Source organism: Affinirhizobium lemnae (assembly GCF_022968395.1).
GTDB classification, from domain to species: Bacteria; Pseudomonadota; Alphaproteobacteria; order Rhizobiales; family Rhizobiaceae; genus Neorhizobium; species Neorhizobium lemnae.
In genome coordinates this window covers 1-19,091 of sequence record NZ_JALJQZ010000021.1, presented here as the reverse complement: position 1 = coordinate 19,091, position 19,091 = coordinate 1, and the positions used below count along the sequence as shown (strand labels likewise).

Annotated in this window: 21 protein-coding genes; 11 read left to right on the top strand and 10 right to left on the bottom strand. The window is 54.9% G+C overall.

The features are described from left to right. The first annotated feature begins 80 nt into the window (after nt 1-80). Nucleotides 81-434 (top strand): STY0301 family protein, encoded by a 354-nt coding sequence (locus tag MUU53_RS13905; protein WP_247261427.1) that lies wholly within the window; start codon nt 81-83, stop codon nt 432-434. Nucleotides 435-459: 25 nt separating this feature from the next. Here the strand turns inward: MUU53_RS13905 and MUU53_RS13900 are convergent, their stop codons facing one another. Beyond that, nucleotides 460-1,296 (bottom strand): cell envelope integrity EipB family protein, encoded by an 837-nt coding sequence (locus tag MUU53_RS13900; RefSeq protein ID WP_247261426.1) that lies wholly within the window; start codon nt 1,294-1,296, stop codon nt 460-462. A 112-nt stretch (nt 1,297-1,408) separates the two neighbouring features. Here MUU53_RS13900 and MUU53_RS13895 point away from each other — a divergent pair, with 112 nt between their 5' ends. Genes MUU53_RS13895 through MUU53_RS13880 form a run of 4 tightly spaced genes read left to right on the top strand, consistent with a single transcriptional unit; the run spans nt 1,409 to nt 4,246 of the window. After that, on the top strand, nt 1,409-1,879 hold the full coding sequence (locus MUU53_RS13895) for a RidA family protein (protein WP_062554370.1): 471 nt from the start codon (nt 1,409-1,411) through the stop codon (nt 1,877-1,879). Nucleotides 1,880-1,881: 2 nt separating this feature from the next. Beyond that, the gene (locus tag MUU53_RS13890; protein ID WP_247261476.1) at nt 1,882-2,598 is read left to right on the top strand and encodes a glycerophosphodiester phosphodiesterase; all 717 of its coding nucleotides are present in this window, start codon (nt 1,882-1,884) and stop codon (nt 2,596-2,598) included. A 12-nt stretch (nt 2,599-2,610) separates the two neighbouring features. Beyond that, nucleotides 2,611-3,834 carry a GNAT family N-acetyltransferase gene (locus MUU53_RS13885; protein ID WP_247261425.1) on the top strand — a complete coding sequence of 408 codons (1,224 nt, stop codon included), beginning with the start codon at nt 2,611-2,613 and terminating at the stop codon, nt 3,832-3,834. Then, nucleotides 3,824-4,246 (top strand): HIT family protein, encoded by a 423-nt coding sequence (locus tag MUU53_RS13880; protein ID WP_247261424.1) that lies wholly within the window; start codon nt 3,824-3,826, stop codon nt 4,244-4,246. The genes MUU53_RS13885 and MUU53_RS13880 overlap by 11 nt, the downstream gene beginning before the upstream one ends. A gap of 108 nt (nt 4,247-4,354) precedes the next feature. Here the strand turns inward: MUU53_RS13880 and MUU53_RS13875 are convergent, their stop codons facing one another. From MUU53_RS13875 to MUU53_RS13840, 8 genes are all read right to left on the bottom strand, one after another. Beyond that, nucleotides 4,355-4,690: an AzlD domain-containing protein gene (locus MUU53_RS13875; protein WP_062554366.1), complete on the bottom strand. Its 336-nt coding sequence runs from the start codon at nt 4,688-4,690 to the stop codon at nt 4,355-4,357. After that, nucleotides 4,687-5,457: an AzlC family ABC transporter permease gene (locus tag MUU53_RS13870; RefSeq protein ID WP_247261423.1), complete on the bottom strand. Its 771-nt coding sequence runs from the start codon at nt 5,455-5,457 to the stop codon at nt 4,687-4,689. Before MUU53_RS13870 ends, MUU53_RS13875 begins: the two co-directional genes overlap by 4 nt. A 149-nt stretch (nt 5,458-5,606) precedes the next feature. Next, nucleotides 5,607-8,123, bottom strand: coding sequence for an ATP-dependent Clp protease ATP-binding subunit ClpA (clpA, locus tag MUU53_RS13865; RefSeq protein WP_247261422.1), 2,517 nt, complete (start codon nt 8,121-8,123; stop codon nt 5,607-5,609). Nucleotides 8,124-8,132: 9 nt separating this feature from the next. After that, nucleotides 8,133-8,486: an ATP-dependent Clp protease adapter ClpS gene (clpS, locus tag MUU53_RS13860; protein WP_137133908.1), complete on the bottom strand. Its 354-nt coding sequence runs from the start codon at nt 8,484-8,486 to the stop codon at nt 8,133-8,135. A gap of 242 nt (nt 8,487-8,728) precedes the next feature. Then, nucleotides 8,729-9,079, bottom strand: coding sequence for a phasin family protein (locus MUU53_RS13855; RefSeq protein WP_247261421.1), 351 nt, complete (start codon nt 9,077-9,079; stop codon nt 8,729-8,731). A 217-nt stretch (nt 9,080-9,296) separates the two neighbouring features. Beyond that, nucleotides 9,297-9,500, bottom strand: coding sequence for a DUF3126 family protein (locus MUU53_RS13850; protein ID WP_062554361.1), 204 nt, complete (start codon nt 9,498-9,500; stop codon nt 9,297-9,299). 91 nt (nt 9,501-9,591) lie between these two features. Continuing rightward, a complete protein-coding gene (gene cysE, locus MUU53_RS13845) occupies nt 9,592-10,416 on the bottom strand; it encodes a serine O-acetyltransferase (RefSeq protein ID WP_247261420.1) in 825 nt (274 codons plus the stop codon). Between the two features lie 75 nt (nt 10,417-10,491). Next, on the bottom strand, nt 10,492-11,271 hold the full coding sequence (locus tag MUU53_RS13840) for an alpha/beta fold hydrolase (protein ID WP_247261419.1): 780 nt from the start codon (nt 11,269-11,271) through the stop codon (nt 10,492-10,494). Between the two features lie 153 nt (nt 11,272-11,424). Here MUU53_RS13840 and MUU53_RS13835 point away from each other — a divergent pair, with 153 nt between their 5' ends. Both MUU53_RS13835 and MUU53_RS13830 read left to right on the top strand, forming a co-directional pair. Beyond that, nucleotides 11,425-11,670 (top strand): zinc-finger domain-containing protein, encoded by a 246-nt coding sequence (locus MUU53_RS13835; RefSeq protein WP_247261418.1) that lies wholly within the window; start codon nt 11,425-11,427, stop codon nt 11,668-11,670. Nucleotides 11,671-11,684: 14 nt separating this feature from the next. Then, a complete protein-coding gene (locus tag MUU53_RS13830) occupies nt 11,685-12,842 on the top strand; it encodes an FAD-dependent oxidoreductase (protein ID WP_247261417.1) in 1,158 nt (385 codons plus the stop codon). Here MUU53_RS13830 and MUU53_RS13825 read toward each other — a convergent pair whose 3' ends face one another. Further along, entirely contained in the window at nt 12,843-14,033 is a 1,191-nt protein-coding gene (locus tag MUU53_RS13825) for a cystathionine beta-lyase (protein WP_247261416.1), read from the bottom strand. 338 nt (nt 14,034-14,371) lie between these two features. On the opposite strand from MUU53_RS13825, the gene MUU53_RS13820 reads away from it, so the two are divergent. The 4 genes from MUU53_RS13820 to MUU53_RS13805 all read left to right on the top strand — a co-directional run bounded on the left by MUU53_RS13820 (nt 14,372) and on the right by MUU53_RS13805 (nt 18,647). Next, entirely contained in the window at nt 14,372-15,394 is a 1,023-nt protein-coding gene (locus MUU53_RS13820) for an amino acid ABC transporter substrate-binding protein (RefSeq protein WP_247261415.1), read from the top strand. A 111-nt stretch (nt 15,395-15,505) separates the two neighbouring features. Then, nucleotides 15,506-16,699 carry an amino acid ABC transporter permease gene (locus tag MUU53_RS13815; RefSeq protein WP_247261414.1) on the top strand — a complete coding sequence of 398 codons (1,194 nt, stop codon included), beginning with the start codon at nt 15,506-15,508 and terminating at the stop codon, nt 16,697-16,699. 1 nt (nt 16,700) lies between these two features. Next, nucleotides 16,701-17,855 (top strand): amino acid ABC transporter permease, encoded by a 1,155-nt coding sequence (locus MUU53_RS13810; RefSeq protein ID WP_247261413.1) that lies wholly within the window; start codon nt 16,701-16,703, stop codon nt 17,853-17,855. A gap of 12 nt (nt 17,856-17,867) precedes the next feature. Beyond that, nucleotides 17,868-18,647: an amino acid ABC transporter ATP-binding protein gene (locus MUU53_RS13805; protein ID WP_281405051.1), complete on the top strand. Its 780-nt coding sequence runs from the start codon at nt 17,868-17,870 to the stop codon at nt 18,645-18,647. Nucleotides 18,648-19,091: the final 444 nt, after the last annotated feature.

The window sequence follows — 19,091 nt, the reverse complement described above, 5'->3', positions numbered from 1 at the left end:
TCCGGAGATTGCTTCGCCTCCATAGACATCAAGTCTGGAATTTTGCAGTCTGCTTAAGAAACTTGCTGGGGACTATTGGAATGAACAAACCTGCAATTTTTCTGAGTTGCCTATGTGTGTTTGCAGCCTCGCTTGCCCATGCGTCGGATGCAGCCTGTCCTGCTCGTGCATCGGACCCACTGCTTTCCATAGAACTGTTCGATGGTCCGGTGGCAGATAACGTTGTGCTCGCGCCAGACCAGTCATCAGGAAATGCGACCAAGGGGAAGGCGGTCTGGCAAGTGAGTTCCGTCTATAAGGAAGGGCGAACGCTCAACTTAGCGTGCCGATATCGATCATCAGAAAAACCTCTGATGATCGAAATCAAGCAGAAGGTATCGACCTGCACCCAACAGCTCGACACGAAGATGGGCGGCACCTTCACCTGCAAGTAAGAAATGGCAGCGCGCTTACTTAAGATTAGTTACATTTTTCCTGCGCCGGCTTCCCCAGAACCTCAAGTTTTGACAGCGTCCCGGACAGGACGAAGTCGCCATAGTCCATGGTCAGGTCGCGCGTTATGCCGTTGTCGTAAAGCTTGAACGACATGCGGTAGACGGGCGTCGAATCGGATTGGGCGTCCTCGTTGTAATAGGCAATCGTGACTGGCCAGTACGGTGTTTTGGCGAATTCACCAGCAAGCTGCGCCTCCTCATCATCGGCCTTCGGCTGCTGCTGCGCGCCGACAACCGTGGACGTCAGCAGAGTCTTGTCTCCGTCTTCTGAGCCGTCAAACACACGCGCCTCGAAGAAGCGCTTGCCCTGCTTGGCGTGATCAATGACCTCCAGCATATGCTCTGTCGGAAACTGCGAAGGCGTCAGCGTCACATCCCGCTTGTCCGGCTTGGCAAGTGAGATCGCAAGATTGGTTTTTGCGTCCGTCGCCTCCCCGGTCACCTGCTTGTCGAGCTTTTCATCCGTGAAGGACTTGGTGTCGAAGCGGAATTGACGTGCCTTGATATTCTCGAAGGTTGTCGTCTGCTGGTCGGTGACGCGCTGTTCCTCGCCCGTATCGATCTTGGTGACGAAGCGGAAATTGGTCGTGAACCCGCTGCAGGCAGACCCCGTGAACTCGTAGACCATACGCCCGAACATGCCTTCGATGCCAGATCGATCGGACAGATCCTTCAGCTTCAAATCATAAACTGCACGATGGGGGACGAGTGAAAGTGCGGTTTCGACGCCAGCGTGAGCTGCCCCGGAAGCAAAGAGCAGGGTCGAGGCGTAAAAAACACCAGCGAGGCCGTAACGGTTCATCCACAATCTCCTATGGGACTCAGCCCACGATGTTATATGTACGCCACAATAGCAGTGCGTCTTCCATGTGTGACGGAATCGCGTCAATTTTACAATCAAACAGGAGAATGAAATGTCCGCAGCCATCGAAACACGGCTCAAGGATTTGGGGTTCGAATTACCCGTAGCAGCCGCGCCAGCTGCGAACTACGTGCCCTTCACGATCAGCGGCAACACTCTCTACATCTCGGGTCAATTGCCCATGGAGGGCGGAAAAATTGCGATAACCGGGCTTGTTGGCGCTGAAGTCGACGTGCCGACAGCCCAGCGCGCGGCTGAACTCTGCGCCATCAACATTCTCGCTCAAGCCAAGGCCGCATTGGGTGGAGATTTGAGCCGTATCCGGCAAGTGCTCAAGCTGAACGGCTTCATCGCCTCCGCGCCTGGCTTCGCTGAACAACATATCGTGATGAACGGAGCCTCGAATCTCATCGCAAACGTGCTCGGTGCTCCGGGCAAACATGCTCGGGCCGCAGTGGGTATGGCCGCCCTGCCCTTCAACGCCGCTGTAGAAATCGACGCCATCCTGGAAATTGAAGCATGAGCATGAACGCTGATTGGATCAAGGACGTCCCGGTCGCCCATCGCGGCTATCACGATCAAAACAAGAAGGTCTGGGAAAACACGCTGTCCGCGTTCTCACGGGCGGTAGAAGCCGGTTTCGCCATTGAGTGCGATATCCAGCTGTCTTCTGACAGCGTGCCTATGGTCTTTCATGACCACACGCTGGAACGCCTCTGTGGTATTGCCGGAGACGTGCGCGAAAAATCCGCGGCTGAACTCGGCCTGTTGTCCGTCGGCGGAACCGGCGACAAGGTGCCCAGACTGCGCCAGATGCTGGATCTCGTGAAGGGCAAGGTCCCCCTGGTTATCGAGCTGAAGGGTCGCACGGAAGAAGATGACGATGGATTTGCGGAAGCCGTTCTGGAGGTTCTGGAAGGCTATCAGGGCAAAGTGGCTTTGATGAGCTTCGATCATCATCTGCTTTTCGCACTGAAAAAGGCAGGCTCACCCTTCCCCGTCGGCCTGACCGCGGAAGGGAATGATCCGGACAAGTTCTTCGAGCACGATGAAGCCATGCAGGCTGGTCTGGACTTTATTTCCTATCGCTGGGCGCACCTGCCGAACGGCTTCGTTGAGGCTCAACGAAGCCGTGGAATTCCCGTTATCACCTGGACTGTCAGGGATGAAAATGCGCGGACTCATACCTATACTCATGCAGACCAGATGACATTCGAGGGTTTCGACCCACGAGAAAGCTGAAACGCTGCGTAAATGACTGACGAAATCACCATCCGCGTCGAACGATCTTTCAAGAACATCGCGAGTGAGCAGTGGTCGCATTTGACGGGCGCTCGACGCGGAGGTGGTTCACCTTACAATCCGTTCCTGTCTCACGCTTATCTCTCTTCTCTCGAAGAGTCTGGTTCGGCCACCGCAAAGACTGGCTGGCAGGGCCACCATCTTCTTCTTGAAGACGAGGCGGGAATGCTGATAGGCGCCGTTCCGGCCTATCTGAAAAGCCACAGTCAGGGCGAATATGTGTTCGACCATAGTTGGGCAGACGTGTTCGAGCGCGCCGGTGGTCGCTACTATCCCAAGCTCCAGTGTTCCATACCCTTCACCCCGGCCACCGGACCTCGCCTGTTGGCTCGCGACGGATCGTCAGCAGATGATGTGCGATCCGCACTGGCTCAGGGTGTCGCCGCGGCCGCCCTGCAAACGGGGCTTTCCTCCGCCCATGTCACGTTTCTCAGTGAGCGAGAGTTGCCGTTCCTGGAGCAGGCTCGTTTTCTGCACCGGACCGATCAACAGTTCCACTTCATCAACCGGGGCTATTCAAATCACGATGAATTCCTGAATGAGCTCTCGTCATCGAAGCGGAAGAACCTGCGCAAGGAACGCCGCGCTGCCGTGGAAAATGGCATCACCATCGAATGGTTGACGGGCACGGATCTGACCGAAGATATCTGGGATCAGTTCTTCGCCTTTTATATGGATACCGGCAGCCGAAAATGGGGTCGGCCTTACCTCACGCGGCAGTTCTATTCGCTGATCGGCGAGCGGATGCCGGACGACATCCTGCTCGTCATGGCAAAACGAAATGGCCGCTATATCGCAGGTGCCATCAACTTTATTGGCGAAGACGCGCTGTACGGTCGTCACTGGGGCTGCATCGAGGATCAACCGTTTCTGCATTTCGAAGTCTGCTATCACCAAGCAATCGATTTCGCCCTTGCCAAGGGTTTGCAGCGAGTCGAGGCCGGTGCACAAGGAGAACACAAGCTCGCCCGCGGTTACCTGCCGGTGACCACACATTCCTGCCACTTCATCGCCCATGCGGGTCTTAGACGCGCAATCGACGATTATCTTGAAAGGGAGCGGCGCGAAGTACAGTACGCTGGCGAATATCTCAGTGAACACAGCCCGTTCCGAAAGGGCGATCTATCTGAAACCAACCGCATAAACATCGGGAAGACAGACATAGATGACGTATGATCCAGACAACATATTCAGCAAGATCATTGCCGGAACGATCCCCTCTCACAAGGTTTATGAGGACGAGGACACGCTGGCTTTCATGGACGTCATGCCGCAGGCTCCCGGACATCTGTTAGTGATACCCAAATCGGGGTCCCGCAACCTGCTGGACGCAGACCCGACAACGCTTTCCAAACTGATGCCGGTTGTTCAGAAGCTTGCCGTTGCTGCGAAAGACGCGTTTGATGCGGACGGTGTGTTTATCGCGCAATTCAATGAGCCAGCCGCAGGACAAACGGTCTTCCACCTGCACTTTCACGTTATTCCCCGGCATGAAGGTCAACCTTTGAAGCCACATTCGGGCAAGATGGAAGACCAGGCAATTCTGGCAGACCACGCTGCCCGGATCCGCGCTGAACTGACCAACTGATAGCTCATGCTCGGGTCGTGCAAGGCATTGCCCGAGCATACCGCATCACAATCGACGGACTCTAAAGTTTCGTCGAAGCTGATCTTATCGGCCGAACTGCCCGCCCAGTCAGACGATCAACAATCCACTGACAAGGCACACCAGCGATACGACCACACAGACGATAACCCGCTGGCCTGCTATCAAAAAGGCAACAAAGCCAATTCCCACCGCCCCTGCCCGGAGCCAAAGCGGGGCATCGGCAATTGTGCCGGTGGGGAAGACAACCAGTTTTGCGGTCACCGCCATCACCAGCGCGGTTGCGACTGCGCGTACCCATTGCAGGCCCTCAGAATCCTCATCGAGCCGGTTTCCGACGATAACGCCGAGCCAGCGCCAAATGTCCGTGGCCAGCCATCCAGCAACGGCAATGACGAGAAACACCCACCACCAACTCTCAGTCATGGCAGCTCCTCCCGCGGTTCAGCCCGCGGAGATTTGGACGTTCGATTGCGGATAAGATATCGATCGATCAGGTAAGCTGCCGTTCCTCCGCCAATACCCACGTACAAGATATCAAAGCGAGGCTCGATAGTCGCCATCAGCGGTCCACCAATGACGCCGACAATAAAGGCGAGCTTCACGACAGAATGACGAGCGCTCGCCCAGATCGACGCGAAGAAATAGATCGGCGTCAGCATGAACAACGCGCCGGCCACAATGGGAGGGAATTGCGCAACAATTCCATAGCAGACACCGACGATAACGCCGTTCAGCAGCGTCAGCGTTATCGCGAAACCTCCAAAATAAGCGAGCCTGCGGTCTCGCGGAACAGCTTGCATGTGCTGCATGGCAAAGACCCACGAGGTTATCGCAACAAAATGCGACAGAAACAGCAATAGCCAGGTTGGACTTCGCTCATTGCGCATTTCCGGCATGATGGAGGCAACCATGGGCATCATACGGATGGAAGAGAGCGTCACAGCCAGAAAGCTCGCGGCAACGGGTGCACCGCTTGCCATAGTCCCGATCAGGATCATCTTGGCCGGCAACGCCCAGACAGAGAGTGTCATGAAGACAGCCTCGGCTCGCGTAATCCCCGATTCAAGGGCGAAGGCACTGAATCCGACGAAAGACGTCATCAGAATTATGGCTGGTATGGAAATTATTCCGCGCATGCCAGTCACAAACCAGGCGGTATTGGAGCGGTACTCAGTCGGGGAAGCTTGCATCGATCGTTTCCAGCGCTACCCCAGCAAAACCACAGAGTGCTGGCGTAGAAATTGTGTCGGCGCGGTGGGTCTAGCACAGCCCGTACGATTAGGTGATGCTGAAATTGAAAATGCCGGGGAAAATCCCCGGCATCGGTAACCCTGTCGAGTTACTTCTTTTTCGGAACCCGTGGCACCGTACTTCCCTTGCGCGGCTTGGCCGGTTCGTCAGTGATGACGTCACCATCCTGAAGCTTCGGCTTCAGCGTCTTTTCCTTGGAGTCGGCCTTCGTGGATGCCTTGGCTTTTAAAGCCTTCTGCTTCGAAGCGCCGCTGTCTTCGGCAGCCTCCTCGACCTCGGCTTCAGGCTTAGGCTTCACCGGAACGGCTTCGGGAATGGACTTGAGAACCAGACCATCCTTGCCGTCTTCCTTCTTGCCGACAGTGACCTCAACGACACCACCCTTGCGCAGTGCACCGAACAGGATCTCATTCGCAAGCGGCTTCTTGATATGCTCTTGAATGACACGAGAGAGTGGCCGTGCACCCATGCGCTCGTCGTAGCCCTTTTCCGCCAGCCAAGCGATGGCATCCTGATACAGATCGAAGGTGACATTGCGCTCGGAAAGCTGGCTTTCCAATTGCATGACGAACTTCTGGACGACCTGATGGATGACTTCCGTCGGCAGCGGCGCAAACGGTATGGTCGCATCGAGACGGTTGCGGAATTCCGGCGTGAACAGTCGGTTGAGAGCCTCCTCGTCTTCACCGGTCCGCTTCGAAGAACCGAAGCCGATCGCCGCTTTCGCCATCTCCGACGCGCCAGCATTCGTCGTCATGATGAGGATCACATTGCGGAAGTCGATCTTCTTGCCGTTGTGATCCGTCAGCGAGCCGTGATCCATCACCTGCAACAGGATGTTGTAGATGTCCGGATGTGCTTTTTCGATCTCATCCAGCAGCACGACCGAATGCGGATGCTGATCGACCTGGTCCGTTAACAGACCACCCTGATCGAATCCGACATAGCCGGGAGGCGCTCCGAGCAAGCGCGACACCGTGTGGCGCTCCATATATTCCGACATGTCGAAACGGAGCAGTTCCACGCCCAGAGACGCCGCCAGTTGCTTGGCTACCTCCGTCTTGCCGACGCCTGTCGGACCGGAAAAGACATAGGAGCCAATCGGCTTGTTCGGCTCGCGCAAGCCCGCCCGCGCAAGTTTGATTGCGGTTGCAAGCGCCTCGATCGCATTGTCCTGACCATAGACGACCGACCGCAATTCCTTCTCAAGGTTGGCAAGAACCGCCTCGTCATCCTTGGATACGGTCTTGGGCGGAATACGAGCCATTGTAGCAACGGTGGCCTCGATCTCCTTTTCCGTAATCAGCTTGCGGCGCTTCGATGCCGGAAGCAGCATTTGAGCTGCCCCGGTTTCATCAATCACGTCAATCGCCTTGTCCGGAAGCTTCCGGTCCGAGATGTAGCGAGCCGAAAGCTCAACTGCGGATTTGATCGCATCGTTGGAATAGCGGAGCTTGTGATACTCCTCGAAATAGGGCTTCAAACCCTTCATGATCTCGATCGCATCCTCGATCGAAGGCTCATTTACGTCGATCTTCTGGAAGCGGCGTACAAGCGCGCGATCCTTTTCGAAGAACTGCCGATATTCCTTGTAGGTTGTCGAGCCGATGCAGCGGATCGCACCCGAAGACAGGGCTGGCTTCAGGAGGTTGGAAGCATCCATCGCCCCGCCGGAGGTCGCACCGGCTCCGATCACCGTGTGGATTTCGTCGATGAAGAGCACGGCGCCCGGATACTCTTCCAGCTCCTTGACGACCTGCTTCAATCTTTCTTCAAAATCACCACGATAACGCGTACCGGCTAAAAGGGTGCCCATGTCAAGCGAGAAGATTGTGGCATCCGCAAGCGCTTCAGGCACCTTGCCTTCAACGATGCGCTTCGCCAGACCTTCGGCAATGGCGGTCTTTCCCACACCTGGATCACCCACATAAAGCGGGTTATTCTTGGAGCGGCGGCAAAGAACCTGGATCGTACGGTTCACCTCCGAATGACGCCCGATCAACGGATCGATCCGGCCATTCTTGGCCTTTTCGTTCAAGTTGACGCAGTAGGCGGTCAGAGCATCCTGAGCCTTCTTCGCACTTCCCTCGTCCTGTTCACGACCGGGCTTAGCTTCCGCTTCCCCCTCTTCGGCGCCGCGAGGCGTGCGAACTTGGGATGATCCCGGACGCTTTCCAATCCCGTGAGAAATGTAGTTGACAGCATCATAGCGCGTCATTTCCTGCTCCTGCAGGAAGTATGCGGCATGGCTTTCCCGTTCAGCAAAAATCGCGACCAGCACATTGGCGCCTGTTACTTCTTCACGGCCGGAAGATTGCACGTGAATGACCGCACGCTGAATGACCCGCTGGAAGCCGGAGGTCGGCTTGGAGTCCTCATCATAGCCCGTTACAAGGTTTGCGAGATCGTTATCGATGTAATCGGAGACGGTTTTGCGCAGAACGTCGAGGTTGACGTTGCAAGCACCCATAACGGCCGCCGCATCGGCATCATCGATCAACGCCAGCAGCAGATGCTCCAGCGTTGCATATTCGTGGTGCCGCTCATTGGCGAAAGTCAGTGCCTGATGCAGCGCCTTTTCAAGACTAGGCGAAAAAGTTGGCACGTGGGTTCCTCATTTCTTTTCCATGACACATTGCAGCGGGTGCTGGTGCTGGCGGGCAAAATCCATGACTTGGCTTACCTTCGTCTCAGCAACCTCATATGTAAAGACACCACATTCGCCCACACCGTGATTGTGAACGTGCAGCATGATGCGAGTGGCCGCTTCACGGTCCTTCTGGAAAAATCGCTCCAGAATGTGGATGACGAAATCCATTGGCGTGTAATCGTCATTCAGCAATAGAACGCGGTACAGATTGGGACGCTTCGTTTTGGGTTGGGTACGCGTGATAACAGACGTGCCGCGATTGGCCCGATTACCGTCTTCGTTTCCATCGTCCTGCATCAAGATCGGCTTTGCGATCATCTTTCATTCTTCCCCATTGTCTGGCCAATTCAGGTGTGTCGTTCATCGCAACCAGACATCAGTCATCCATATTTAGTTCACCGTATCGGGATTTTAAGCCCCCTGAAATCCCACGCAATCACTATTCCTCGACCCTATCTGTCCACTCTACCAAAACTGGCTTGCCCAGACCTGAGCGCAAACGAAAAAAGCCGCCGCGACGTGTCGCGACGGCCATGATACGTAAGATTCACTCGATTCGATTACAGGGTCGTCTTCGTGAAGACGGATGTTGACTGGCTTGCCGCCGCTTCCAATGGCTTGACGAGAGTCTTGCCCAGTTCGGAATAGAGCTCTGTCAACTTGCCGGTCTGCGCCACAGCAGTCTCAAAGGAAGACTTCGCGAAGTTGGTCTGCAACTCTAGAGCTGCCTCGATGGTGCGAACACCCATCAACTGCTCGAAATAGGATGTCGCGTCCTGCAGGTATTTGCGCGAAAACTCGCCCGTTTCCGTCGCAATAGCCTGCCAGCTCTTCGCAACTTCGGAATAGCTCTTCAGAACGCCATCGACAGCTTCCTTGCTCTTGCGGTTGGCATCTTCGATATTCAACATTTCCCACCTCCTGGACAAATTGAGATAGAAATCAATGATTCTGCACTGCGAAAGTCAAGTGAAATTCTTTCGCACCTGCGAAATGCGAGGAGATCAAACAAAAAAAGCGGGCAAAACTGCCCGCCCACAACTCCACCAGAGATAAGTATTACGAGAAACATCACTCAACCGAAGGGAACGATGCCATCCAATCGTCACGGATCCGAATCGGACCGGATCACAAATCCACGTCGAGGATTGCCATCGAGAAGTTATACGAACGATCGTCATCCTCGTCATCCACGTAAACCACGCCGAGGAACTCGTCGCCAGCGTAAACTTCTGCGGAGTCATCCTTGCGCGGACGAGCCTTGACCGACATCGAGGGATTGAAGACGCGCTTGAAGTAGGCGTCGAGTTTCTTGATTTCGTCAGCTTTCACCGGTCATTCTCCGTCGTGTTCATTAAGGCTGCGGGCTTTTGGCACGGGAAACAGACGAAAGTAAAGACAGTTCCGTCCACCAGCGGGGGTCTTAATCCTCGGCAGCAAGCATCTGGTTCATGACCCGGGATGGCTCAGAGCAGCCCGCCTCCCCCACCACCTTGGCGGGCACGCCAGCGACGGTAGAATTGGCCGGAACCGATTTCAGAACAACTGATCCCGCAGCAACTCGAGAGCAATTCCCGACCTCGATATTGCCTAGGATTTTTGCGCCCGCGCCAATCAGAACGCCGTGCCGGATCTTCGGGTGGCGGTCTGCACCTTCCTTGCCCGTTCCACCCAGCGTCACCCCGTGAAGGATCGAGACATTGTCTCCTATGACAGCCGTCTCGCCGACCACAAGCCCCGTGGCATGATCAAGGAAAATACCCTTGCCGATGCGCGCAGCCGGGTTGATGTCGGTCTGGAAGATACTGGAAGCACGGCTCTGCAGATAAAGTGCGACGTCGCGACGATCTCGCTTCAGCAACCAGTGGGCCAATCTGTGGGTCTGGATCGCATGAAAGCCCTTGAAATAGAGAACCGGCTCTAGAAACCGCGTGCATGCAGGATCTCGATCATAATAGGCCTGAATATCGACGCGCACGATGGAGCCCCATTCTGGCCAGTCAAACATCATTTCTTCAAAGGTCTGGCGCAGAAGAACGGCCTTGACGTCGGCATGATCCAGCCGCTCGCAGATGCGGTGGATGACACAATCCTCCAGCGTCCGGTGGTTTAGCACGGTCGAATAAATAAAGGCCGCCAGGAGAGGGTCACGCTCCGCCGCGATGGCTGCTTCAGACTTCAGGGTATCCCAGATGGGATCTACCGAGGCGACCTGGTCGTTTGAGCGAATTTCAGTGCGAGCAACCATGTGAGCCAACCCCTATCGATGGATCTACTATATAGAACGTCGGGTAAAAAAACCACCCGAGGCCCTGATCGACCTTCACCCGATCTCTTTATAGAAATCGAGCACCGCAGCTTTGAAAATGCGGTCCCCGACGGCAAGCATGTGATCGCGGTTGGGAATATCCAATGCCCGCGCATTCGGCATCAGATCGGCTAACTCGTGCGGCGAACCGGCGATATCATCCTTGGTCCCCACCCCGATCAGCGTTGGCACCTTGATGGACGCCACAGCGGCCCGATCGACCAGATCCCGCGATCCTCTGATACAGGAAGCAAGCGCTGTTCGGTCACTCTTTGTCTGATCGGCAAAGGCACGAAACATCTTGCCACGCTCATGCGTGATCGCGTCCGGTTCGGGCGCCAGCAAGGCATCGGCAATAGGGTCCCAATCTCCGACGCCATCCGTCAATCCGATCCCGAGGCCGCCCAGCACCAGGGATTTCAGTCTCTGCTGATGATTGAGCGCGGCGAAGGTCGAGATCCTCGCACCCATCGAATAGCCCATGAAATGAGCCGCTTCGATGTCGAGGTGATCCAGAAGAGCAACCGCATCATCCGCCATGATCCAGGGGCGATAGGCCTCCGGATCGAGCGGCTTGTCGCTGGCGCCATGGCCGCGATTATCCAGCGCGATCACTCGGTAGCCCGCCTCCCCGAGCGTCTTCAACCATCCAGGATAGACCCAGTTCACATTCGCACTCGAAGCAAAGCCATGAATGAGAATCACGGCCTCGGCATCATGCGGCCCCTCATCGAAATAGGCTATCGAAAGGCAGTCATGTGAAAAGCGGGTAAAGCTGGGCGTATTGAGGTTCATCAAGAAATTTCCTATTGCGGCCGGGACATAGGTGCAAATACCTGTCAATTCCAAGAGAGAACACAGGAATTTAAGCTCAGTAGGGCTTTCCCTCTACACAATCTGCTGCGGCATGGATAATGTCCCGGCAACAGAAAGACGTTGGAGACTATCATGGCCGGTCACGGTATCCCTCATTTCCAGAACGACGGCGGACATCGGATCATTGAAGTGGGCGTGAAGGAATTCATGTGCACGGGCGCTAATGTGCCGTTCGATCATCCGCATATCTACATCGACATGGGCGATGAGAACGAAAAGGTATGTTCCTATTGTTCGACGCTTTATCGCTATAATGCATCCCTGAAATCCGGCGAAACGATCCCCGCTGGCTGCGTATTCCACGTCAAGGCAGCCTGACGTTAGCAGAACCGATGACAATAAAGACCGCCGCAATCATTGGTGCCGGTATGGCTGGCTTGACTGCGGCGCTCGCGCTTGCTCGGCGCGGCGTTCAGGTGCATGTTCTTGAACAGGCACCCTATCTGGCAGAAGTTGGAGCCGGGCTTCAGATATCGCCGAACGCATCGCGCATACTGGATCGGCTGGGTGTCCTGTCAGCACTTGAAAAAGTTTGGACTGAGCCGGAACGCGTGTCGCTGAACTCCGGAACAACACTGAAATTGCTGGGTCAGGTCCCCGTCGGCCAATCCGCTCGTCAGAGATGGAAGGCGCCTTATGGCGTGCTGCATCGATCCACCTTGCAGAATGCTCTTCGCGATGCTTGCAATGCCCAGGAGAACTGCACGATCTACCTCGGCAAACGCATTGATGGTGCCACTGCCAAACAGATAAGTGATGTGATTGGAGTGAATGCCGATCTCATCATCGGCGCTGATGGCGTATGGTCTGCTGTACGCGAAACGATTGACAAGTCGCCGGAGCCAGACTTTTCCGGCAATATAGCGTGGCGTTTCACTATTCCCTTCTCTGAGGCACCAGATTTTCTCGACAAGAGAAGCGTGCAGGCTTTCCTTGGACGTTCGGCTCATGCCGTGTGCTATCCGCTTCAGGAGGTTCGACAGTTCAACATTGTTGCCATTGCCGCTGGCGTTTCACCCGGTCACACCTGGAACGCTCACTCGACGCCGGATCAGAAGAAGCTTCTTTTGGCAGAATTCAAGGGGTGGCATCCGGCTTTCCGACAGCTTTTGACAACGGCAGAAGATCCTCGATTCTGGCCCCTCTACCAACTGGGCGACGGCGCTTGGACCGATCACGTCTCGAAAGTTCTGATTGGTGATGCGGCTCACGCAATGATGCCATTTGCAGCACAAGGCGCTGCCATGGCCATCGAAGATGCCTGGGAACTGGCGCAGGCGGTCACCACGCTGCCGCTTGCATCGGCCCTGGGCCAATTCGAGACCTCCCGCCAGCGACGCGCTGCGAAAGTTAAGGCACGGGGTAACTTCAACCGTTTCGTCTACCATGCCGGCGGGCCGATCCGGCTTGGACGGGACCTGGTCTTGTCGTTGCGTCCGCCGCAATCACTCGCGGCAGACCTTGATTGGCTTTACGGCTACGGCGCCTGATCAAACCGCCGCAGCGGCTCTGAACCCCACTTCCAAGTCCCTCTTCAGATCTTCGATGTTTTCGAGGCCTATCTGAAGACGAATCACCGGTCCGGCCGAAGGCGCTTTTCGAATTGTGCGGTCATTGAGATTTACATGCAGCGCCAGGCTCTCGTAGCCTCCCCAGGAATAGCCAAGACCGAAAAGGGACAAAGCATTGAGGAAAGCGTGGGCTTTTGGCTTGAACTGATCGGGCGTGGCCGCCTTCAGCACAAAGGAAAAGACACCGGTAGACCCCTTGAAGTCACGCTTCCAGATCTCATGGCCCGGAAAACTCTCGAGTCCAGGATGCAGAACGCATTCGACTGCATCAATGCCTTCCAGCCAACGGGCAACCGCAAGCGCGCTGTTTTGATGGTGGTCGAGCCTCACCGCCATGGAACGCAAGCCCCGTAGAATCAGATAGGAATCTTCAGGCGCACCGCAGATGCCGAGTGTGGTCTGTGCCTCCAGCAGTTGAGGCCAGGCAGCAGCGTTGGCAGATACAGAACCCATGACGATATCGGAATGACCAGACGGATATTTGGTCGTCGCATGAATTGAGACATCGACCCCGAAATCCAGCGGGCGGAAATAGAGCGGCGTTGCCCAGGTATTATCCATCGTCACGATACATTCATGTCGATGAGCAGCATCCGAAATCGCTCGAATATCTTGCATCTCGAATGTGTTCGAGGCTGGAGCCTCCGTGTGCACCAGGCGCGTGTTGGGCCGAATAAGCGCTTCGATGCCGGCGCCGATTTCAGGATCGTAATATTCCACTTCGATACCCAGACGCTTCAGCATCGTGTCGCAGAAGTAACGGCACGGTCCATAGACGGAATCGACAATGAGCGCATGATCTCCCGAAGAAAGAAATGCAAGAAACGGAACGGTGATCGCAGCGAGGCCAGAGGGAACGAGAACAGTGCCGACAGCCCCTTCCAACGCGTTCAAAGCCTCACACAGAGCGTCTGTCGTCGGCGTCCCGCGGGTTCCGTATGTGTACTTCTGGTTGCGGCTCTCCATTGTGGAGCAGTCTGGAAACAGGACTGTCGATCCGCGAAAAATCGGCGGGTTGACGAAGCCGTGAAAACTGTGTGGGTCATTTCCGAGATGAACAAGCCGGGTGCTCGCGCCCAGTGTGTCAGTTTCTACTTTATTTCTACTCATGAAACCTGAAGCTTTCTAATATGATAGCCTAGTCATTGTGGCTATCCACAGGTACCTCGTCAACATGAGAATACGCTCACCGAAGTCATGCAAAATTGCGATAGATACTGGCAGAATAAGAGGCATCGTCTGTGCAAAAACGCACAACCAGCCTAATATATCAGCAGCTCAGCGAAATTTGTCGAATTTTAGGCGCTAATATAAAGTGTGAGACTTGACCCTTGCGAAGATTTCCGACTGTGATAGGCGCGGCTCGCTTCGGGAGGCCTTACGAGCCGATCCTGTGCCATAGTGCGGGATAAAATATGCTAAAAAACAAACAGACAAAGGTTGGGAAAATGAAAAAGACAATCCTGTCAGCCGCGATTGGCGCGGCAGTCCTGGGCTTAGCCTCGGCTGCATCCGCTGCCACGCTTGCCGATGTGAAGGCTAAGGGCTTCGTTACTTGCGGTGGTAGCAACGGTATTCCGGGCTTCTCTAACCCGAACGATAAGGGCGAGTGGTCTGGTATCGACATCGACTACTGCCGGGGCATCGCTGCAGCTGTTTTCGGTGATGCATCGAAGTTCAAGATCGTCGCACTTTCAAGCAAGGACCGTTTCCCTGCACTGCAGTCCGGCGAAGTTGATGTCTTGACGCGCAACACGACTTGGACGATCAGCCGCGACTCGTCGCTTGGGTTCAACTTCCGCACGGTCAACTATTACGATGGCCAGGGCTTCCTCGTTAAAAAGAGCCTTAACGTGAAGTCGGCACTCGAACTATCCGGCGCTGCTGTTTGCGTGCAGCAGGGCACCACGACCGAACTCAACCTAGCCGACTACTTCAAGGCAAACAACCTGAAGTACAACCCGGTTGTTTTCGAAAAGGAAGCTGACGCGACAAGCGCCTATGACTCCGGTCGTTGCGACGTCTATACAACTGACCAGTCCGGCCTCTATGCAATCCGCTTGAAGCTGAAGAACCCGGATGAAAACGAGGTTCTGCCGGAAGTCATTTCAAAGGAGCCACTTGGACCGGCTGTTCGCCAGGGCGATGACCAGTGGTTCGACATTGTTTCCTGGGTTCACTACGCGATGGTCAATGCTGAAGAGTTCGGCATCACCTCCAAGAATGTTGACGAGATGAAGAAGTCCGGCGGCCCGGATATCAAGCGTATGCTCGGCGCAGAGGAAGGCACGAAGATCGGTACCGATCTTGGTCTTACCAACGATTGGGCATATAACATCATCAAGCAGGTCGGAAATTACGGCGAAGTGTTCGAGCGTAATGTCGGCCCAAGCAGCCCGCTGAAGATCAAGCGTGGCATCAACGCGCTGTGGACGAAGGGTGGCCTGCAGTACGGCCCGCCGATCCGCTGATCGGGCGACAGATTTGATTAATACCGAAGGCGGAGCAATCTCCGCCTTCGGCTTAAACAATTCCCGTAAAGGGCAAAAAGCTCAAAAGAGCATGTAAGAGGGAAAATACCCATGGCAGGCGACGCGCTCAGCTCAGGGAAACCTCGAAAGAGTTTTTCTTCGCTGATTTATGACCCGCAAGCGCGCGGAATATTTTATCAGGTCGTAACAGTGGCATCTGTTGCCCTGTTCGTTTGGATTATAACCCAGAACACAATCCACAATCTCGAAAAGGCCAACATCGCATCCGGTTTCGGCTTTCTGCAAGGGCGCGCAGGGTTCGACATCGGACAACAGGCTATTGAATACACCAGCGACTCTACGTATGGTCGTGCTCTTCTGGTCGGTTTGCTGAATACGCTGCAGGTGGCGTTCTTCGGTATTATCACGGCGACCATTCTCGGCTTCCTGGTTGGTATCGCACGTTTGTCCCACAACTGGCTTTTGGCGAAGCTGGCGCAGGCCTACGTAGAGATCTTCCGCAATATTCCGCCCCTTCTGGTCATCTTCTTCTGGTACAAGGGGGTCATCGCGATCCTGCCGCAGGCGCGTGATTCTGTTGTATTGCCCCTTGGCGGCTTCCTCAATAATCGTGGCCTATTCTTCCCGAAAGCCATCTGGGGTGAAGGCTCATGGATGATCGTTGCGGCCCTCGGCGTCGCTATTGCCGCTTCGATTGTCATTTTCAAATGGGCACGTGCGCGACAGGCAAGAACCGGCCAGCAGTTCAAATCAGGATGGACATCTCTTGGCCTAATCATCCTGCTCCCGGCCGCTACATTCCTTGCCCTTGGAGCGCCTTTGACTTTCGACTACCCCGTTGCTGGCCGCTTCAATTTGTCCGGTGGCACTAGTATCGGACCTGAATTCATCTCGCTCTATCTGGCTTTGTCTTTCTACACAGCCTCGTTCATCGCAGAAATCGTTCGCGGCGGCATAAAGGCGGTACCGAAGGGTCAGACAGAAGCTGCCAACGCGCTTGGTCTGCGTGCCAACATCATCACCCGCCTTGTCGTGGTTCCGCAGGCAATGCGGATCATCATTCCGCCGCTGACAAGCCAATTCCTGAACCTCACCAAAAACTCGTCGCTGGCTGTTGCAGTTGGTTTCGCTGACATCGTTGCAGTTGGTGGGACCATGTTGAACCAGACAGGTCAGGCGGTCGAAATCGTTGCGATCTGGCTGGTTATCTATCTGTCACTCTCGCTGACGACAGCGCTGTTCATGAATTGGTTCAACGCCAAGATGGCATTGGTGGAGAGATAACATGGCGAATGTCGATTTTACCTACGTTCGTAAGGAGATGGTCGCCGCGCGCGAAGCGCCATCGAATGCAAAGGGCATTGGCCATTGGCTAAAGGTCAATCTGTTCGCGACCCCCCGCGATATCATCTTCTCCATTCTTGCAATTGCGTTCCTTGCCTACATTCTTCCTTCCATTTTCCGCTTCGTCTTCATTGATGCGGTATGGACCGGCGAAAACCGTACTGCCTGCACGACAGTATCGCAGGGCGGTGCCTTGCCAGATGGTCAATATGGTGCCTGCTGGGCTTTCGTAACGGCGAAGTTCGAGCAATTTATCTTTGGTCGCTATCCACTTGCGGAACGCTGGCGTCCAATGACTGTCATGATTGCCTTCACGCTTCTCCTTATCCCCATGCTTATCCCGAAAGCACCTTTCAAGGGTTGGAATGCGTTGGCGCTATTTATCCTTCTGCCAACGGTATCGTTCTTCCTTTTGACTGGCGGATTTGGTCTGCCCTATGTGGAAACGCAGTTGTGGGGCGGCCTCATGGTCACCTTGGTTCTGTCGTTCTTCGGCATCACGGTATCCCTGCCCTTCGGCATTCTTCTGGCTCTGGGAAGACGGTCAAACCTCCCGGCCATCAAAATGCTTTGCATTCTGTTCATTGAGGTCGTTCGCGGTATACCGTTGATTACGGTTCTCTTCTTTGCCAGCGTTATGCTGCCATTGTTCCTGCCGGATGGTTGGACATTCGACAAACTGCTACGCGCATTGATCGGTGTTTCAATCTTCGCCTCGGCTTACATGGCTGAAGTGATACGCGGTGGTCTTCAGGCTATGCCACGAGGACAATACGAGGGTGCTGACTCGCTCGGGTTGAGTTACTGGCAGAAGACACGTCTTGTAATTCTGCCGCAGGCCCTAAAGCTTGTCATTCCAGGTATCGTCAACACCTTTATCGGTCTTTTCAAGGATACCTCCCTCGTATCGATCATTGGTATGTTTGATTTGCTCGGTATTGTGACCCTCAACCAGTCTGATGCAAACTGGGCTACGCCCGTAACCCCGGTCACCGGCTATCTGTTCGCTGGCTTCGTGTTCTGGATTTTCTGCTTCGGGATGTCACGCTACTCGCTCTTCATGGAGCGTCATCTCGATACCGGTCACAAGCACTAATAGGAGAATTTCATGTCCGCACAAAACACAAAGAACGCGACCATGGCGGTCTCCGATACCGACGTCGCAATCCAGATCAGCAACATGAACAAATGGTACGGGGATTTCCATGTCCTGCGTGATGTGAACCTGAAGGTTATGCGTGGCGAACGTATCGTCATCGCTGGCCCGTCCGGTTCTGGTAAGTCCACAATGATCCGATGCATCAATCGTCTGGAAGAGCATCAATCCGGTCAAATCGTCGTTGACGGCATCGAGTTAACGAATGATCTCAAGAAGATCGATGAAGTTCGTCGCGAAGTTGGAATGGTCTTCCAGCACTTCAATCTCTTTCCGCATCTGACAATCCTCGAGAATTGCACGCTTGCTCCAATTTGGGTTCGCAAGATGCCCAAGAAGGAAGCGGAAGAAATTGCGATGCACTACCTCAAGCGAGTCAAGATTCCGGAACAGGCTCACAAATATCCAGGACAGCTTTCCGGCGGCCAGCAACAGCGTGTCGCTATTGCTCGTTCGCTCTGCATGAAGCCAAAGATCATGCTGTTCGACGAGCCGACATCGGCACTCGACCCGGAAATGGTCAAGGAAGTCCTGGATACCATGGTCAGCCTCGCTGAAGAGGGTATGACCATGCTCTGCGTCACTCACGAGATGGGCTTCGCCCGTCAGGTGGCAAACCGGGTTATCTTCATGGACCAGGGCCAGATTGTCGAGCAGAACTCCCCAGCCGAGTTCTTCGATAATCCGCAACACGAGCGTACCAAGCTCTTCCTGAGCCAGATCCTTCACTAGTGCATTACAGCAGAACCGCGTGAGTAGTTTTGCATCGAGTGACGTGAACCGATAGCATTTCGGGTGATCCAGATCTCATTCGAAATGTCCCCAAGGGGACGGAGGCATCGAAGATACCTCTTTATCAAGTGAAAAGACGTAAGGCCGCGCACGTGACCCAGGGCGCGGCCATTTGAGTTCTGGAAAGCTACACCGAGTGAGGCGCTGGAGCGCTTGTGGCCTGCTTCGGGCCGAGCGCGGATAAAGCGTTCATAGCGGCAGCCAATATACGCAATCAGGAAGGGTGATGCATCCAATCCTGGAGGTATCCTACCAGCGGATCGAATAGCGTCCCCGTACCGCAATGCTCGGCTGTGTATTCGTCATACTAGAGTCTGTCAGTTTTAAATTGAACCATAACCTGCATGTCTGAAGTAGTTGGAGCACTCCTGGGGGCTGAACGCC

What these genes read in the sequence shown, in the direction of transcription:
- MUU53_RS13820 (WP_247261415.1), top strand. Translation starts at nt 14,372, where the DNA reads ATGAAAAAGACAATCCTGTCAGCCGCGATTGGCGCGGCAGTCCTGGGC.
- MUU53_RS13905 (WP_247261427.1), top strand. Translation starts at nt 81, where the DNA reads ATGAACAAACCTGCAATTTTTCTGAGTTGCCTATGTGTGTTTGCAGCC.
- MUU53_RS13875 (WP_062554366.1), bottom strand. Translation starts at nt 4,690, where the DNA reads ATGACTGAGAGTTGGTGGTGGGTGTTTCTCGTCATTGCCGTTGCTGGA.
- MUU53_RS13825 (WP_247261416.1), bottom strand. Translation starts at nt 14,033, where the DNA reads ATGAGTAGAAATAAAGTAGAAACTGACACACTGGGCGCGAGCACCCGG.
- MUU53_RS13855 (WP_247261421.1), bottom strand. Translation starts at nt 9,079, where the DNA reads ATGTTGAATATCGAAGATGCCAACCGCAAGAGCAAGGAAGCTGTCGAT.
- MUU53_RS13835 (WP_247261418.1), top strand. Translation starts at nt 11,425, where the DNA reads ATGGCCGGTCACGGTATCCCTCATTTCCAGAACGACGGCGGACATCGG.
- cysE (WP_247261420.1), bottom strand. Translation starts at nt 10,416, where the DNA reads ATGGTTGCTCGCACTGAAATTCGCTCAAACGACCAGGTCGCCTCGGTA.
- MUU53_RS13810 (WP_247261413.1), top strand. Translation starts at nt 16,701, where the DNA reads ATGGCGAATGTCGATTTTACCTACGTTCGTAAGGAGATGGTCGCCGCG.
- MUU53_RS13805 (WP_281405051.1), top strand. Translation starts at nt 17,868, where the DNA reads ATGTCCGCACAAAACACAAAGAACGCGACCATGGCGGTCTCCGATACC.
- MUU53_RS13840 (WP_247261419.1), bottom strand. Translation starts at nt 11,271, where the DNA reads ATGAACCTCAATACGCCCAGCTTTACCCGCTTTTCACATGACTGCCTT.
- MUU53_RS13830 (WP_247261417.1), top strand. Translation starts at nt 11,685, where the DNA reads ATGACAATAAAGACCGCCGCAATCATTGGTGCCGGTATGGCTGGCTTG.
- MUU53_RS13880 (WP_247261424.1), top strand. Translation starts at nt 3,824, where the DNA reads ATGACGTATGATCCAGACAACATATTCAGCAAGATCATTGCCGGAACG.
- clpS (WP_137133908.1), bottom strand. Translation starts at nt 8,486, where the DNA reads ATGATCGCAAAGCCGATCTTGATGCAGGACGATGGAAACGAAGACGGT.
- MUU53_RS13815 (WP_247261414.1), top strand. Translation starts at nt 15,506, where the DNA reads ATGGCAGGCGACGCGCTCAGCTCAGGGAAACCTCGAAAGAGTTTTTCT.
- MUU53_RS13895 (WP_062554370.1), top strand. Translation starts at nt 1,409, where the DNA reads ATGTCCGCAGCCATCGAAACACGGCTCAAGGATTTGGGGTTCGAATTA.
- MUU53_RS13890 (WP_247261476.1), top strand. Translation starts at nt 1,882, where the DNA reads ATGAACGCTGATTGGATCAAGGACGTCCCGGTCGCCCATCGCGGCTAT.
- MUU53_RS13885 (WP_247261425.1), top strand. Translation starts at nt 2,611, where the DNA reads ATGACTGACGAAATCACCATCCGCGTCGAACGATCTTTCAAGAACATC.
- MUU53_RS13870 (WP_247261423.1), bottom strand. Translation starts at nt 5,457, where the DNA reads ATGCAAGCTTCCCCGACTGAGTACCGCTCCAATACCGCCTGGTTTGTG.
- MUU53_RS13900 (WP_247261426.1), bottom strand. Translation starts at nt 1,296, where the DNA reads ATGAACCGTTACGGCCTCGCTGGTGTTTTTTACGCCTCGACCCTGCTC.